The sequence below is a fragment of the Terrabacter sp. GCM10028922 genome (assembly GCF_042666095.1).
Lineage (GTDB): Bacteria > Actinomycetota > Actinomycetes > Actinomycetales > Dermatophilaceae > Terrabacter.
Map to the genome: position 1 here is coordinate 241,440 of NZ_JBHTFG010000010.1, position 14,108 is coordinate 255,547.

Consider the following 14,108-nt stretch of genomic DNA (forward strand, 5'->3'; position numbering starts at 1 on the left):
TGGTCTCTCAGCAGCCAGGGCGCAGGATGAGCGCATGAGCTTCTTCAGCGACCACCCCAAGGCCCGCTGGGCCCTGCCCGTCGCGGCGGTCGGAGTCATCGGCGCCACGGCCCTCACGGTCAGCCAGTCGGCCAACGCCGACAGCGGACTACCGTCCCGCACCGTGGCCCAGCTGCTTGCCGACGTCCGCTCGGCGAACGTCTCGAGCCTCTCCGGGACCGTCGTGCAGACCTCGGACCTCGGCCTGCCCGACATTCCCGGGCTGGGCGGCTCGGGCCGGCCCGGCTCGGCGAGCAGCTCGCTGACCTCCCTCATCTCCGGCACGCACACCTGGCGGGTCTGGCTCGACGGTCCCACCCGTCAGCGGCTCGCCCTGATCGGCAGCAACGGCGAGTCCGACGTCATCCACAACGGCTCGGACGTCTGGCTGTGGTCCAGCACGGACAGGACCGCGGTGCACCACAAGCTGAGCGCCGACCAGGTGCGGCCCGACTCGGTCGGCAAACACCTGCCGAGTGGGCTGCCGAGCGCGGTCCCCAGCACGCTTCCGTCCGGCGCGCCGCGCACCCCTGACGAGGCCGCCGAAGCAGCCCTTGCCCTGATGGGCAGGGACACCACAGTGACGACGTCGGGCACAGCCTCGGTCGCGGGCCGCTCCGCGTACGAGCTGGTCCTCACCCCGAAGGACAAGGCCACGCTCGTCGGGTCCGTGCGGATCGCCATCGACAGCCAGGAACACGTCCCGCTGCGCGTGCAGGTCTACTCCACGAAGGTGGCCAATCCTGCCTTCGAGGTCGGCTTCACGGCCGTGGACTTCGCGAAGCCCGACGCTCGGCAGTTCGCGTTCACGCCCCCGGCCGGTACCACGGTGACCGAGTCCGACGACCTGACCGCTCGCAAGGGCGACGCCAGCGTCAACCCGACGCCGGTCAAGCCGTCGGCCGACGCGTTGGCAAGGATGCAGGCAGCACCGAGGATCGTCGGCTCCGGGTGGAGCACGGTCGTCGTGGCCCCGTTCACCCTCCAGACCTCGCAGCAGGGTGCCGGGGGGTCCGCCGCTGACAGCGCAGCCCAGCTGAGCGGCATACTCAAGGCCCTTCCCACCACGTCGGGCGCCTGGGGCAGCGGGCACGTGCTCCAGGGCACCCTGTTCTCGGTCGTCCTGACGAACGACGGCCGCATGGCCCTCGGAGCGGTCCCGCCGGACCAGCTGTACAGCGCCCTGGCAGCGAAGTGACCCAACCACTCGACGTACGGCGAACGTCAGCCTCCGAGCGCGATCTCGCGATCGCGACCCGGGGGCTGACGAAGCGTTTCGGCGCCCGCGCCGCGGTGGACGACATCGACCTCGTCGTGCCGCGGGGCTCCGTGTACGGCTTCCTCGGACCGAACGGCTCCGGCAAGACCACGACGATACGAATGCTGCTCGGTCTCGTCCGACCGTCCGCCGGCACCAGCAGCCTTCTGGGGCAGGCTATTCCACAGGGTGCCCAAGTCGTGCTGCCCCGCGTCGGGTCCCTCGTGGAGGGTCCGGCCTTCCACCCCTACCTGTCGGGCCGGGCCAACCTGCGGCGGCTCGACGCCGCCGACCTCACCGCGGACCCGCGGACTGCGCGGCAACGGATCGACGGCGCTCTGGACCGGGTCGGCCTCCTGGCGACCGCGGGCAAGCGCTACCGCGCGTACTCCTTGGGGATGCGTCAGCGCCTGGCCATCGCCGCGGCGCTGCTCATGCCTCGAGAGCTGCTCGTGCTCGACGAGCCGACGAACGGCCTTGACCCACAAGGAACTCGCGAGGTTCGCCACCTCGTCGCGTCGCTGGCGTCCGATGGGACAACGGTCTTCGTCTCGAGCCACCTGCTGTCCGAGGTGGAGCAGATGTGCACCCACCTCGGCGTCATGAGCGACGGTCGGCTCGTCGCGCAGGGCTCCACCTCCGAGGTACGCGGAGGAGCAGCCCCGGTAGCTCGGGTCCTCACGGAACAGCCCACCGTCGCCGCGCGGATCATGTCCGAGCTCGGGCTCGACGGGGTCGAGGCGGTGCCTGGCGGGGTCCGCGGGACGCCGGACGGCCTCGCGCCGGAGAAGATCGTCGCGGCGCTCGTCGAGGGCGGCGTCGGCGTCAAGGAGTTCACCGTGACGAGTCCCAGCCTCGAGGACCTGTTCGTCTCGCTCACCGGGGAGGGTTTCGATGTCAGCGGCTGAGCCCGTTGTCGCCGACATGCCCGAGAGGGTTCCGGGCGGTGGTGGGGTGCCGCTGTCGCGGCGGCTGTCCGCACGCCTGCTGCGATCGGAGCTGCGGCTGATCGCCGGCCGCCGACGCAACCAGATGGGACTGCTCGTGCTTGCCGCAGTTCCCATCCTCATCGCCGTCGCGGTGCGGGTCTCGTCGCCGCGCGAGGGACGTGGGCCCGACTTCCTCTCCTCGATCACCTCGAACGGGCTGTTCGTGCCGCTCGCGGCGCTCAGCGTCGAGCTGGGGCTCTTCCTTCCCCTCGCCATCGCGATGCTCGCCGGTGACGCGGTGGCCGGCGAGGCGAACCTCGGGACGCTTCGCTACCTGCTGACCGTGCCGGTGGGGCGGACCCGGCTGCTCGTCACGAAGTACGTCTCCCTCATGATCGGCGCCGTGTGGGGGGTCGCCGTCGTCGTGCTCGCCGGCGCGATCGCCGGGATCGCTCTCTTCGGCACCGGACCGATGCTGACACTGTCCGGCACCGAGATCTCGTTCGGCTCGGCGGTCTGGCGGGTCCTTCTGGTCAGCCTCTACATCGCCGCGGGCTTGGCCGCCCTCGGGGCCGTCGGGTTGTTCATCTCGACGCTCACCGAGCAGCCGCTGGCCGCCACGGTCGCACTCATGATCTTCACCATCCTCTCGTGGATCGCGGACTCGGTGCCGCAGATCTCGTGGCTGCACCCGTGGCTCCTCGTCGACCAGTGGATGGCGTTCGGTGACCTGCTCCGCGACCCGCCCTTCTGGGACAACATCGCCAAGGGCCTGTGGGTCGACCTGGCGTATGCCGTCGTGTTCGGGTTGCTCGCCTGGGCCCGGTTCGCGGGCAAGGACATCACGAGCTGACCCCGCCCACGCGCGGTCTGCCTCCACCGCACGGGATGACGCGGTTCTCAACCGGCGTGACCCTCGGGATCGCCTGTCCGGCCTAGGCGATGGCCGTGCCGGCGATGTGGGTGTTGAACGGCAGGAAGGGCGAGTGGATCCGGTAGTGGGTGAGGTCGACCCGGGCGAAGCCGGCGGACTGGATCACGCTGGCAAGGTCTCGTTCGCAGGAACAGCCTTCGAAGACCCACGCCCACGGCCGGCGCAGGATCCGCTGCGTCCAGCGCGTCGGCGTGCCAGCCTCCGCCGCGACATGCTCGGCGAAGCTGAACCGCCCCCCAGGTCGTAGGACGCGGCGAATCTCGGCGAGGACCGCGTCCGGGTCGCGGACGCTGCACAGGACCAGGCTGGAGATGACGGCATCGGCGCTCGCGTCGGGCAGGTCGATCCGCTCGCCGACGACGCTGCGGATCTCGAGCTCGACGCCCCATGAGCGGGCCGCACGCCGCAGCCGCGAGTGCATGAACGGGTTGGGTTCGATCGCGGTCAGGCGCGCGTGTGCCGGCAGGTAACGCATGTTCGCGCCGACTCCCGCGCCGAGCTCGACCACGGTGGGCGGAAGGTCGGCGAAGGTCGCGGACTTGCGTTGGTGAAGGTGCCTGTTGATGTAGCCGCCCATGACCCAGAAGAACGCCGAGTTGAACCGGCCGCGGACCGGATGCTCGTCGAACTCCTCGAGGTCATCCTCGGGCGCACGGGTGCGAGTGGTCGTCAGGGTGGCGGGTTGCGCGGTGCGTGTGGTCATGCGTCGAGGGTGCCGGAGCCGCGGTGACGCCGTCAGCAGTGGAAATACCGCACTTGGAAGGTCAGTCGACGAGGTTCGAGGCGACGTACCAGGCGGCAATCTGGGCCCGGGACCGGAATCCGAGCCGCGTGCGAATCCGTTCGACGTGTGACTCGGCGGAGCGCTCGCTGATCACCAGCTCTTCGGCGATCTGCCGGTTCGACCAGCCCTGGGAGACCAACCCCGCCACCTGCGTCTGGCGCGGGGTCAGCCGGGGCTGCGTCCGGCGGTCGAGTGGGGGCAGTCCCAGGCCGCGGCGCATCGCGTTCAGCACGGAGTGCGTGTCGCCGGCGAAGGGGATGTGTGTCCGACCGGGCAGCACCGTGAGTGTGGCGCCGTCGATGCCGGCAGCCAACCGTTCACCCTCGGCAAGCGGCACTGCGCGATCATCCCGGCGGTGGATCACCGAGGTGGGTGCCCTGATCTGGTTGAGATCGTCGGCGACGTCGATGTCGTAGCACGCTGCCAGCAGCTGATGCGCCCAGGAAGCTGACGTCGATTCCCGCTGGTAGCGGGAGAACATGGCCCGGAACCCCGCGTCCGCGTCGGGGGCGAAGATCTCGGTCAGCACATCCGATGCGAATCCCCAGTGCTGATCCACCAGGCCGAGAACGTGCTCTCGCACGGCGGGTGCAGCCACGCCGTCACCGTCAACCCACCCGCCGTAGAGGACCAGGTGCGTCACGGACGTCGGACGACGAGCGGCCCACCTCACCGCGAGTGGCGCACCGAAGGAGGCGCCCACGAGGTCGAAGCGGTCAACCCCGACCGCGGTCGCGACCGCGTGCAGAACCTCCAGCTCCAGCTCGACGACGTCGGTGCGGCTGGGTCTCCCGGACAGACCACACCCCGGTCTGTCGTATCGCACGAGCGTCCGACCGTCCGCCAGGCCCTCGTAGAACTGCCGCTCGGCCGGCACCGCCCACCCGAGCTCGAGATGGGACACCCACCCGGGCACGTAGATCGCAACCGGACCCCTGCCGGCGACGGCGAACCGTATCGCCGTTCCGTCCTCGAGGTGGGCCACGCCGAGCTGCTGCTCCACGAGCGACATTGTGCAGCCGCCGGGGCGCTCAAGCGAGGTCGAGCACGGACGGGGGGTCCCGCCAGATCTGTCGGGACACCTGCTCCGGGTAGGCGGCGACCGTCGACTCGACGTCGAAGAGCCGCGTCGAGCCGGTGGCGTAGGGGGGCCAGCCAGGATCGCCGTTCGTGGCGAAGGCCGTCCATGCGGTGCGCATCTGCTCTGACAGCGCCACCGCATCTGGGGTGGGGTCGCCGATCAGCATCGCCGGCTGGCCGGCGGTGAGGTTGCCGAACACCAGCGGTACGTCCAGGCCGTGGCAGGCGCCGAGCATGCCGCCCATGCCGGGAGCGGCCCAGGTCAGCTCGTAGAGGAAGGCCGGGCCCCCGACCTCGAGCTGGGCCTCGGCGAGCTTCAGCGACGGCATCCGGAACAGCCAGTCCGACCGCACCACCTCGTAGAGCTCCTCGGGGTCGGGAAAGCTCTCCACGTATCGCCGCGGATCCGGCCCGAAGACACGCGCGGCCTCCGTGGCCTGCGCCTCGGTGATCGTGCCCAGCATTCCGCTCAGCGCCGTCAGCAACCGCTGTTCGTGGCGCGTGTGCCCGACCAGAAGCTCCACCGCGCCGCTCAGTCCGCGCCACGGCGTGGTGGGGAGCACGTCACCGTCAACGACCGGCGCGAACGGGATCAGCGCGTATGCCGCCTGGCCCCAGCGATCTGCGAACTGCCCCATCTTCGCCGTGAGGGCATCACCGGCAGCAGGCAGCAGCCGGGATTCCACTGCGGGGAGCTCGGCCGGTTGAAGGCCGAGTTCCGCGGCGCACGCTCGCGTGATGTCGGCAGCCAGCTCGGGGGTGAAGTACGTGCCCGGCATGCTCTGCGCGATCGCCCGGTGGAACAACCCCGCTGCCCGCGGCATCGCCAGCAGCGCGGCCACCGAGCCACCACCTGCGGACTGGCCGAAGAGCGTGACACGGCCCGGGTCACCGCCGAACGCGCTGATGTTCGTCTGCACCCACTCCAGCGCCGCGACCTGGTCCAGGAGACCGCGGTTGGACGGCGTCCCCTCCAGGTACCCGAAGCCTTCCAGCCCGACCCGGTAGTTGAAGGTCACGACCACGACGCCGCCGCGGGCGAGGATGCTGCCGTCGTACTCGGGCAGGCTCGACATGCCGAACGTGTAGGCGCCGCCCTGGATCCACACCATCACCGGTAACCCGCCGCTGAGGTCGGGCGACCACACGTTGACGGTCAGCCAGTCGTCGCCCTCTTCGGTCAGCGCGTCCATGCCGAAGGCACTGGACTGCGGAGGTGGCGGTCCGAACCTCGTTGCCTCCCGCACGCCGTCCCAGGGTGGAACCGGCTGCGGCGCACCGAACCGCTGTGGGGGCGCCGCGTACGGAATCCCGCGAAAGACCGCGAGATCCGCCTCCGTCCCGCCGCGGACGACGCCGCCGGAGACCTTGAGGTCGATGGTCATGGTGCATCATCGCCACCCCGGTGTTCGACGCGCCAGCAGATTGTCGGCTTACCGAGGGCACGTGGGCTAGCCCTACGGCGCCTGGTCGACGACGGCAACGACCGCTCCGGTCGAGATCCGGGCGGACGAACGGTTCGTGTCTGACCTCGCCGGGTGGTTGAGAGAATGGCGGTGTGAGCGCCGACCACAGCACTGACTACGAGATCGACTCGGACCTCGCGCGGATGGACCTGGATCGCGTTCATCGGTGGCTGTCCACTGACGCCTTCTGGGCACTCGGGCGCACCCGCGCGACCGTCGAGACCGCGGCGCGCAACTCCTTGAACTTCGGGGTGTTCACCAGTGAGGGGACCCAGGTGGCCTACGCGCGCGTCGCGACCGACCATGCCACCTTCGGCTGGCTCTGCGACGTCTACGTCGACCGCGACCACCGCGGCCGCGGGCTGGGCACCCGGTTGTCGGAGGCCGTCGTTGCCACGCTCCGGCCAATGGGTCTCAAGCGGGTGCTCCTGTCCACCCTCGACGCCCACAAGGTCTACGCCCGCGTCGGGTTCGTGCCCATGCCCGACCCTGAGAAGCTCATGATCCTCGACCAGTCAGGCAGCTAGTCCATCGCAGCCCAGACGTCCATCGGCGGCCCACGGGGCCACCATGACTTCGGGTCACAGACGGACGACGGTCATCCCGGCGGCCGAGGGCTGGTCCATGGCGGCCAGGGCCGCGCCGGCGTCTTCGAGCCCGATGACCTGGCCGACCAGGTCGCCCGGTCGCAGGGTCCCGTCCTCGATCATGCTGAGCATCGCGGGGTAGCCGCGGGCAGGCATGCCGTGCGAGCCGTAGATCTCCAGCTCCTGGGACACCACGAGGTCCATCGGGAGCGGCGGCGTGGACGACGGGCCGAGCAACAGCCCGGCCTGCACGTGCCGGCCGCGCCGCCGCAGGCTGCGCACCGAGGCCACCGCCAGCTCGGGAGACCCGAACGCGTCGACTGACACGTGCGCGCCGCCTCCGGTGAGGTCCCGGATCGCCGCGGCCACGTCCGGGGTGCTGCTCGCGTCGACAACCGCCTCGGCGCCCAGCGACCGGGCGCGTTCGAGAGCTGCCGGGCTCACGTCCACGGCGACCACTCGCGCGCCGAGCGCCGCCCCGATCATCACGGCCGAGAGCCCGACGCCCCCGCAGCCGTGTACGGCCAGCCAGTCCCCCGGGCCGATCCGGCCGTGGTTCGCGACGGCCCGGAATGCGGTCGCGAACCGGCAGCCCAAGGACGCTGCCGTCACGAAGTCCATCGACTCCGGCAGCCGGACCAGGTTGGTGTCGGCGCCGTGGATGGCCACGTGTTCGGCGAACGACCCGTGACCGGTGAACCCCGGCTGGGTCTGGGCGGGGCAGACCTGCGCCTCCCCCGACTGGCACCAGGTGCACCGCCCGCAGCCGCACACAAAGGGCACCGTCACGCGGTCGCCGGGCTTCCAGTGGCGTACGCCGGGTCCGACGCGGGCCACGACCCCGGCGAGCTCGTGGCCGGGCACGTGCGGCAGCGGCACGGGATCATGCCCCTTCCAAGCGTGCCAGTCCGACCGGCATACTCCGGTGGCGCCCACCGAGATGACCACCCCATCCTCGGGGCACTCGGGCTCTGGCAGGTCGACGAGCGCCGGCAGGGCGCCGTACTGCTGATACATGACGGCCTTCACGCTGCCCATCCTGTCGTGCGGGCGATCGTCGACGGTGGAGCGCGCTCCTGGCCGGCGATCCGAATGCCTGCTGACGTTTCCCTTCTCATGGATTGGTCCATGTTTGTGTATAAGAAGGGCAAGTCCAACCTCGCACTCCACGCCGATGTGACACTGAGGCCAGGGCCACGAACCGGCGATCATCGAGCAACTCGGTCACGGTTCCATGGATGTTCTCGAGCCCTCATTCAGCACCACTTGTGTGCCACTCGGGGCCCAGCTTCTTCGTGATCCTGAATGAGCTCGATGCAAAACATCCTTTGGCCCCAATGGAATACCTCACGAAACCCCTCACAGCATCGGAGATGCGATATGTCCGTTCAAGCGCCTGAATCACCGTCCGGGTCGTTCGGAGACCTGCTGGAGCAAGCTCCGCAGGCCATGCAAGCGGCTGCGGCCGGCACCTCGCAGAAGATGCAGCTGTTCGCGAAGGGAGCCGCTATCGGCTGGCTGGGCGAGAACGGCGACCAGTGGTGCGTCGTCACGTCGGAGGACGCCGCTGTGTCGCTCTCGCCCTATGTCTACGACGGCGTCCTCTACTACCGCAATGCCGCCGACACCTCTCGCTACCTGTCGGTCAGCGACGGCTACAACTACGTCGGCTTCTACAACTGGACGGGCGCTCGTGGCTGGACCTTGAACGGCGACGTCCTGACCTCGCTCTACACGAACGAGCCGCTGTCCTACTGGTCGAGCGACAACGGCTACGTCTACGCGAACGGTGGCAGTGGTTACACCCCGCTGACCGTCTCGTTCCACTGACGTATAGCCAGGATTCCCGGAAGCCACTCTCACCTCATCAGGCGAACACCACCGGCGCTCGCCTGATGAGGTGGCTGAGCAGACCCGGCCCGGTGCCACTGCCCGCGTACGATCGCGCCATGGCTCGGAAGAAGATCGTCACACTGATCGACGACCTCGACGGCACGGAGGCGTCTGAAACCGTCACCTTCGCCATCGACGGCAACAACTACGAGATCGACCTGTCGGAAAGGAACGCAGCCGCACTGAGGGAAGCGCTGAGGCGCTACACGACTGCGGCGCGTGAGCCGGGGACACAGGGCCATGCCGGCCGGAACCGGGTCACCATCCCGTCCACCGGACACTCTCGCAACGCGGAGATCCGGGCGTGGGCGCACAGCAACGGACATGCGGTTCCAGCGCGAGGCCGCATCCCTCAGCGGGTCGTTGCGGCCTTCGACGCAGGCCACTAGTCGGCACCGGGCTGTCGACCGCGCAGGCCCGTCGGTGTTGAACTGGCTGGATGAGGTTCGGCGTGCACCTGCCCCTGATGGGTTTCGGGGGCCAGCGGTTCAGCGTTGAGCATCTTGTCGAGTACGTCGAGGTCGCGACGTCGCTCGGCCTCGATGCCGTCGCGGTCAACGACCACATGGTCTTCGAGGTGCCGTGGCTGGATGGGCCGACGGCTCTGGCCGCGGTGGTCTCGTGTTCGGGCACAGCTCAGCTGTTCACGACGGTGAGCAACCCGGTCGTCCGCGGGCCCGTTGCCCTGGCCAAGATCCTGGCTGGCCTGGACGTGCTGTCCGGCGGGCGGCTCGTCGCCGGCCTGGGCCCCGGTTCGTCCGAGCGTGACTACGCGAGTGTCGGCATCGCGTTCGAGGAGCGGTGGCCCCGCTTCGATGAGTCGGTCATGGCGATCCGGGCGCTGCTGCGGGGCGAGTCCTTCGCCGGTCGCTACTACGAGATCACCGGTCCGCTGGAGCCGCTGCCGACGCGACCGGGCGGACCCCCGTTGTGGATCGGTAGCTGGGGATCGGCTGTCGGTCTGCGCCGGGCAGTGCGGTTGGGCGACGGATGGCTGGCGTCGGCGTACAACACGACGCCGCAGCGCTTCGAGATCGGCTGGAACCACGTGCAGCGAGCGATTCAGGGCACCCGACCCGACACCACCGCATTCGGGAACGGCCTCGCGACGATGTGGTTCCACATCGACGACCGCCGAGCAGGCAACGTGCTCGAAGGGGTGCTTGCGCCGGCTGTGCATCGGCCTGTCGAGGAGCTTCGAGAACGACTGCCCTTCGGGAGCGCCGACGCTGTCGCGGAAAGGCTCGACGCGTTCCGCGCTGCGGGCGTCCAACGCGTCTTCCTCTGGCCCGTCACTGACGAGGTCGAGCAGCTCCACCGCTTCGCCGGGGAGGTCCTTCCTCGGCTGGACGCCTGAGGTGGGAACGGTCAACCGCGCCGGCAAACCCGTCGGGCCGGTGCTGGCAGGATGGTGGACGTGGACGAGACGTCAGCAGTGGTCGTGCTCGACGGCGGTCTGTCGACCGTCCTCGAGCAGCAGGGTGCGAATCTGACCGGCGCTCTGTGGACGGCCCGGCTCGTCGGTGAGGAGCCTGCGCGGATCGTCGAGGCACATCGGGCGTTCTACGCTGCGGGTGCGCGGGTGGCGACCACCTCCACCTACCAGGCGACCGTCGAGGGGTTCGTCGCAGGCGGATACGACGAGCACACGGCCCGGCAGCTGATCGTCCGGAGTGTGACTCTCGCGCAGGAGGCACGCGACGAGCTGGCAGACACCAGCCCCGGCCTGCTGGTGGCCGCGTCCGTCGGACCGTACGGCGCGTTCCTCGCCGACGGGTCGGAGTACCGCGGCAACTACGGGGTGACCATGTCGCGGCTTCGCGACTTCCACGCACCCCGCCTCGAGCTGCTGGCCGCGACGCAGCCGGACCTGTTCGCGGTGGAGACGATTCCGGACGCGGTGGAGGCCGAGGTACTGGTCGAGCTACTGGACGATCTCGGCGTGCCGGCGTGGTTCTGCTACTCCGTGAGCGGGACCAAGACGTGCGCTGGGCAGCCCCTTTCGGAGGCGTACGGAGTCGTCGCCGGCAGCTCATCGATCATCGCGGCCGGCGTCAACTGCTCGGAGCAGAAGGACGTGCTGGCGGCTGTCGCGACCGCTGCTGCGATCACGACGCTTCCGGCGATCGCCTACCCGAACCGCGGCGGCAGCTGGGACAGCGTCAGCAAGACCTGGTCGTACGGCGCACCGCTCGATCTCGACCTCGTCGAGTCGTGGATCGCTGCCGGCACTCGTTACGTCGGTGGTTGTTGCGGGACGGGGCCGGCCGACATAGCCCAGCTCGCGCAACGGTTCGGCCCAGAGCGGGCGGTGACGGTCAGCGGCCGAGAAGCGTGAGACCGGCGTCGACGACCGAAGCAGCGTCGACTCCGGGCCCTCCTAGGAGCGGGACTGTCCAGCCAGGTGGGCAGCGAGCTTGTCGATCGCCATTCCCCATCCCTCGGCCCCGGGGAAGCCTTCGGGGATGCCCACGTGGGTCAGGGTCATTCGCGTACGACCGTCGAGGTCCTCGAGCTCGACGATGACCTCGGTGGTCGTGGGGTGTCCTGCGGGCAGGCCCGCCTCGGCGGATGACAGCACCTTGCCGCTCGGGTCGGACATCGACTCGGTGTAGACGAGGCGGGTGTGCTCTGAGACCACCCGATACTCGCCGGTGAACCACATCTGCACCGTGCCCCCAGGGGTCGTCATCTCCATACAGACCATGCGGGTGCCGCCGACGCGCAGGTCCATCTTGGCGACGCGGATGGAGGTTCCGGCGGGGCCGTACCAGGCCGTGAAGTGTTCCGGCTCGGTCCACATCCGCCAGACGAGGTCTACCGGAGCCTCGAACGTGCGATCGATCGTCACCGCGTTCTGGGTGCTCGTTTCGTCAGTCATGGTGTTCGCCTGTCCTAGGTGATGGCTGGAGTTTCCTGATGTAGTCGTCCATCCGGTCGAACCGGGTCTCCCAGACGGACCGGTACTGCTCGGCCCAGGTCGAGACCTCTTCGAGCGGCGTGGCCTCCAGTGCGCACGGGCGGTACTGGGCGTGGTGGCCGCGCACTACCAATCCGGCCCGCTCGAGGACCTTGATGTGTTTCGAGACCGCCGGCAGCGTCATGTCGAATGGCTCGGCGAGCTCGTTGACGGTGGCCTCCCCACGGGCGAGACGGGCCAGGATCGCTCGCCGCGTCGTGTTGGCAAGTGCGGCGAACGTCTCGCTGAGCCGGTCTTCCTCGACTGTCGGAGCCATCGGCGTCCCTTCGTGATTTACCGATCCGTTAATTAACCACTTTGGAAAGTACGCTCGTGGCCGGTCGCTGTCAACCGCTGTGGTTCGCAGCGACGAAAGAGCCCGGCCGCAACGGACGGTGAGTCGGCAGCCGGATGTCACAACTCGTGGCCGGCCGTCGTCTCCATGTCATACCGACTCACACAGGAGGACGACATGACTGGAACGACCCGCATCCCCGCTGCCGAGATCACCGGCCTCAAAGGCGTGCTGATCAAGCGATTCGCGAAGAGGTCCCTGGGCCGGGTCCCGACCTCGCTCGGTGTCTACTGGCACAACCCGAAGGTGCTGATGGGCATGGCCGGCGTCGGTGCCAAGGTCCAGAAGTGGGACGCGTGCGACGAGCAGCTCAAGTCGTTCGCGCACATGGCGGTCGCCGCCCAGGTCGGCTGCAGCTGGTGCCTGGACTTCAACTACTTCGAGGCCCACAACAACAACCTCGACATGGACAAGGCCCGCGAGATCCCGCGGTGGCGGGAGTCGGGGGCATTCTCACCGCTCGAACGCGAGGTGCTGGCATACGCGGAGGCGATGACCGAGACCGAGCCGACGGTGACCGACGAGATGGTTGCGTCGCTGCGAGCCCAACTCGGAGAGGCCGCCGTGGTCGAGCTCACAGCGGTCATCGCCTTCGCCAACTTCACCACGCGGGGCAACGTCGCGCTCGGCATCGAGTCGGACGGCTTCGCTGCGTCGTGCGGCCTCAGGCCGCTCGCGCAGCCCACCGCCGTAGGGTCGTCGACGTGAGCATGACCAAGGATCCGTTTGTCACCCACCGAGGGCTCCTGTTCACCGTCGCCTACGAGATGCTCGGCTCGGCGACCGACGCCGAGGACGTGGTTCAGGACACCTGGCTGCGATGGGACGCGATCGGTGAGGACGCGCGCGCCGAGGTGCGCGACCCGCGCGCGTTTCTGGTGCGGATGGTGACCCGCAAGGCCCTTGACCGGCTGCGCTCGAACGCCAGGCGTCGTGAGGAGTACGTCGGTGAGTGGTTGCCCGAGCCGCTGCTCACGGCCCCCGACGTGGCCGACGACGTCGAGCTCGCCGAGAGCGTCTCGATCGCGATGCTCACCGTGCTCGAGACGCTGACGCCCACCGAGCGCGCTGTGTTCGTTCTGCGCGAGGTGTTCGACACGCCCTACGGCGAGATCGCCGAGGTGGTCGGCAAATCCGCCGCCGCCGTACGCCAGATCGGACACCGCGCCCGCGAGCACGTCGCGGCGCGCCGGCCCCGGATGGACGTCAGCCGCGACGAGCAGCAGGAAGTCGTCGAACGGTTCCTGGCGGCCGTGACGCAAGGCGACCTGCAAGGGCTGCTTGACGTCCTCGCCCCGGACGTCGTGCTCGTGGCCGACGGCGGCGGCATCGTTCAGGCGGTCGTCAACCCCGTGATGGGTGCCAAGAAGGTCGCCAACCTGCTGCGACCCTTCAACCGGCTCGCCCCGGAAGCCCAGATCCTGTCGGTGCTGCTCAACGGCACGGTCGGCGCCCGGATCGTCGGCACCGACGACGGTTACGACACCGCGATCAGCTTCGTCGTCGAAGAGGGTCGGATCAGCCGTATCTACGCCGTCCGCAACCCCGCCAAGCTCGGAGGGCTCGATGTCGAGGCGACGATCAGTCGCTCGCACGCGGTGTGAGGGCGGGCCCGCCAGCGCAACGGCTGCAGCAGTCGGACGCTGAGGTGCTCGAATCCAAGGAAGAGGAGCGCCCCGCGGCCGAATGAGTGGCGGCGCCACGCCGGCGCACGGCATACGGCATACGAACGACCGAGCCCGCTGACCACTCCCACCCGGGTGGGATGTCGCGGTTGTCCACTCCTGCGGGGGCGGTGACGTCCCGGCTGAGCCGACGACTCTT

General features: G+C 69.2%; 16 protein-coding genes. 10 read left to right on the forward strand and 6 right to left on the reverse strand.

The window, feature by feature from the left end:
• The first annotated feature begins 34 nt into the window (after positions 1 to 34).
• From ACFQU3_RS11795 to ACFQU3_RS11805, 3 genes are read left to right on the forward strand one after another with little or no spacing between them, the layout of a single operon-like run.
• Positions 35 to 1,237: an outer membrane lipoprotein carrier protein LolA gene (locus tag ACFQU3_RS11795; protein ID WP_385909946.1), complete on the forward strand. Its 1,203-nt coding sequence runs from the start codon at positions 35 to 37 to the stop codon at positions 1,235 to 1,237.
• Entirely contained in the window at positions 1,234 to 2,205 is a 972-nt protein-coding gene (locus tag ACFQU3_RS11800; protein WP_385909948.1) for an ATP-binding cassette domain-containing protein, read from the forward strand. The genes ACFQU3_RS11795 and ACFQU3_RS11800 overlap by 4 nt, the downstream gene beginning before the upstream one ends.
• Entirely contained in the window at positions 2,192 to 3,079 is an 888-nt protein-coding gene (locus tag ACFQU3_RS11805) for an ABC transporter permease (protein ID WP_385909950.1), read from the forward strand. The genes ACFQU3_RS11800 and ACFQU3_RS11805 overlap by 14 nt, the downstream gene beginning before the upstream one ends.
• 82 nt (positions 3,080 to 3,161) lie before the next feature.
• Here ACFQU3_RS11805 and ACFQU3_RS11810 read toward each other — a convergent pair whose 3' ends face one another.
• The 3 genes from ACFQU3_RS11810 to ACFQU3_RS11820 all read right to left on the reverse strand — a co-directional run bounded on the left by ACFQU3_RS11810 (position 3,162) and on the right by ACFQU3_RS11820 (position 6,409).
• Positions 3,162 to 3,863, reverse strand: coding sequence for a class I SAM-dependent methyltransferase (locus tag ACFQU3_RS11810; RefSeq protein WP_385909952.1), 702 nt, complete (start codon positions 3,861 to 3,863; stop codon positions 3,162 to 3,164).
• Between the two features lie 61 nt (positions 3,864 to 3,924).
• The gene (locus tag ACFQU3_RS11815; protein ID WP_385909954.1) at positions 3,925 to 4,956 is read right to left on the reverse strand and encodes an alpha/beta fold hydrolase; all 1,032 of its coding nucleotides are present in this window, start codon (positions 4,954 to 4,956) and stop codon (positions 3,925 to 3,927) included.
• Positions 4,957 to 4,975: 19 nt separating this feature from the next.
• Positions 4,976 to 6,409: a carboxylesterase/lipase family protein gene (locus ACFQU3_RS11820; RefSeq protein WP_385909956.1), complete on the reverse strand. Its 1,434-nt coding sequence runs from the start codon at positions 6,407 to 6,409 to the stop codon at positions 4,976 to 4,978.
• Between the two features lie 173 nt (positions 6,410 to 6,582).
• Between ACFQU3_RS11820 and ACFQU3_RS11825 the strand changes: the two genes are divergently transcribed.
• Positions 6,583 to 7,017, forward strand: a complete 435-nt coding sequence (locus tag ACFQU3_RS11825) for a GNAT family N-acetyltransferase (RefSeq protein ID WP_385909958.1) — start codon at positions 6,583 to 6,585, stop codon at positions 7,015 to 7,017.
• 54 nt (positions 7,018 to 7,071) lie between these two features.
• On the opposite strand, the gene ACFQU3_RS11830 is transcribed toward ACFQU3_RS11825, so the two are convergent.
• Positions 7,072 to 8,106 (reverse strand): zinc-dependent alcohol dehydrogenase family protein, encoded by a 1,035-nt coding sequence (locus ACFQU3_RS11830; protein WP_385909960.1) that lies wholly within the window; start codon positions 8,104 to 8,106, stop codon positions 7,072 to 7,074.
• 420 nt (positions 8,107 to 8,526) lie between these two features.
• On the opposite strand from ACFQU3_RS11830, the gene ACFQU3_RS11835 reads away from it, so the two are divergent.
• The 4 genes from ACFQU3_RS11835 (at position 8,527) to mmuM (ending at position 11,308) form a co-directional block, all read left to right on the forward strand.
• Entirely contained in the window at positions 8,527 to 8,907 is a 381-nt protein-coding gene (locus ACFQU3_RS11835) for a hypothetical protein (RefSeq protein WP_385909962.1), read from the forward strand.
• A 119-nt stretch (positions 8,908 to 9,026) separates the two neighbouring features.
• On the forward strand, positions 9,027 to 9,359 hold the full coding sequence (locus tag ACFQU3_RS11840) for an Lsr2 family protein (RefSeq protein ID WP_385909964.1): 333 nt from the start codon (positions 9,027 to 9,029) through the stop codon (positions 9,357 to 9,359).
• Positions 9,360 to 9,421: 62 nt separating this feature from the next.
• Complete coding sequence (locus ACFQU3_RS11845) at positions 9,422 to 10,327, forward strand: LLM class flavin-dependent oxidoreductase (RefSeq protein ID WP_385909966.1); 906 nt, start codon at positions 9,422 to 9,424, stop codon at positions 10,325 to 10,327.
• Between the two features lie 60 nt (positions 10,328 to 10,387).
• On the forward strand, positions 10,388 to 11,308 hold the full coding sequence (mmuM, locus tag ACFQU3_RS11850; RefSeq protein ID WP_385909968.1) for a homocysteine S-methyltransferase: 921 nt from the start codon (positions 10,388 to 10,390) through the stop codon (positions 11,306 to 11,308).
• A gap of 42 nt (positions 11,309 to 11,350) precedes the next feature.
• Here the strand turns inward: mmuM and ACFQU3_RS11855 are convergent, their stop codons facing one another.
• Positions 11,351 to 11,851, reverse strand: coding sequence for an SRPBCC domain-containing protein (locus ACFQU3_RS11855; RefSeq protein ID WP_385909970.1), 501 nt, complete (start codon positions 11,849 to 11,851; stop codon positions 11,351 to 11,353).
• Positions 11,844 to 12,206: an ArsR/SmtB family transcription factor gene (locus ACFQU3_RS11860; protein WP_385909972.1), complete on the reverse strand. Its 363-nt coding sequence runs from the start codon at positions 12,204 to 12,206 to the stop codon at positions 11,844 to 11,846. Before ACFQU3_RS11860 ends, ACFQU3_RS11855 begins: the two co-directional genes overlap by 8 nt.
• A 195-nt stretch (positions 12,207 to 12,401) precedes the next feature.
• Between ACFQU3_RS11860 and ACFQU3_RS11865 the strand changes: the two genes are divergently transcribed.
• A complete protein-coding gene (locus ACFQU3_RS11865) occupies positions 12,402 to 12,992 on the forward strand; it encodes a carboxymuconolactone decarboxylase family protein (RefSeq protein ID WP_385909974.1) in 591 nt (196 codons plus the stop codon).
• A 2-nt stretch (positions 12,993 to 12,994) separates the two neighbouring features.
• Positions 12,995 to 13,888 carry an RNA polymerase sigma-70 factor gene (locus ACFQU3_RS11870; RefSeq protein ID WP_385910492.1) on the forward strand — a complete coding sequence of 298 codons (894 nt, stop codon included), beginning with the start codon at positions 12,995 to 12,997 and terminating at the stop codon, positions 13,886 to 13,888.
• Positions 13,889 to 14,108: the final 220 nt, after the last annotated feature.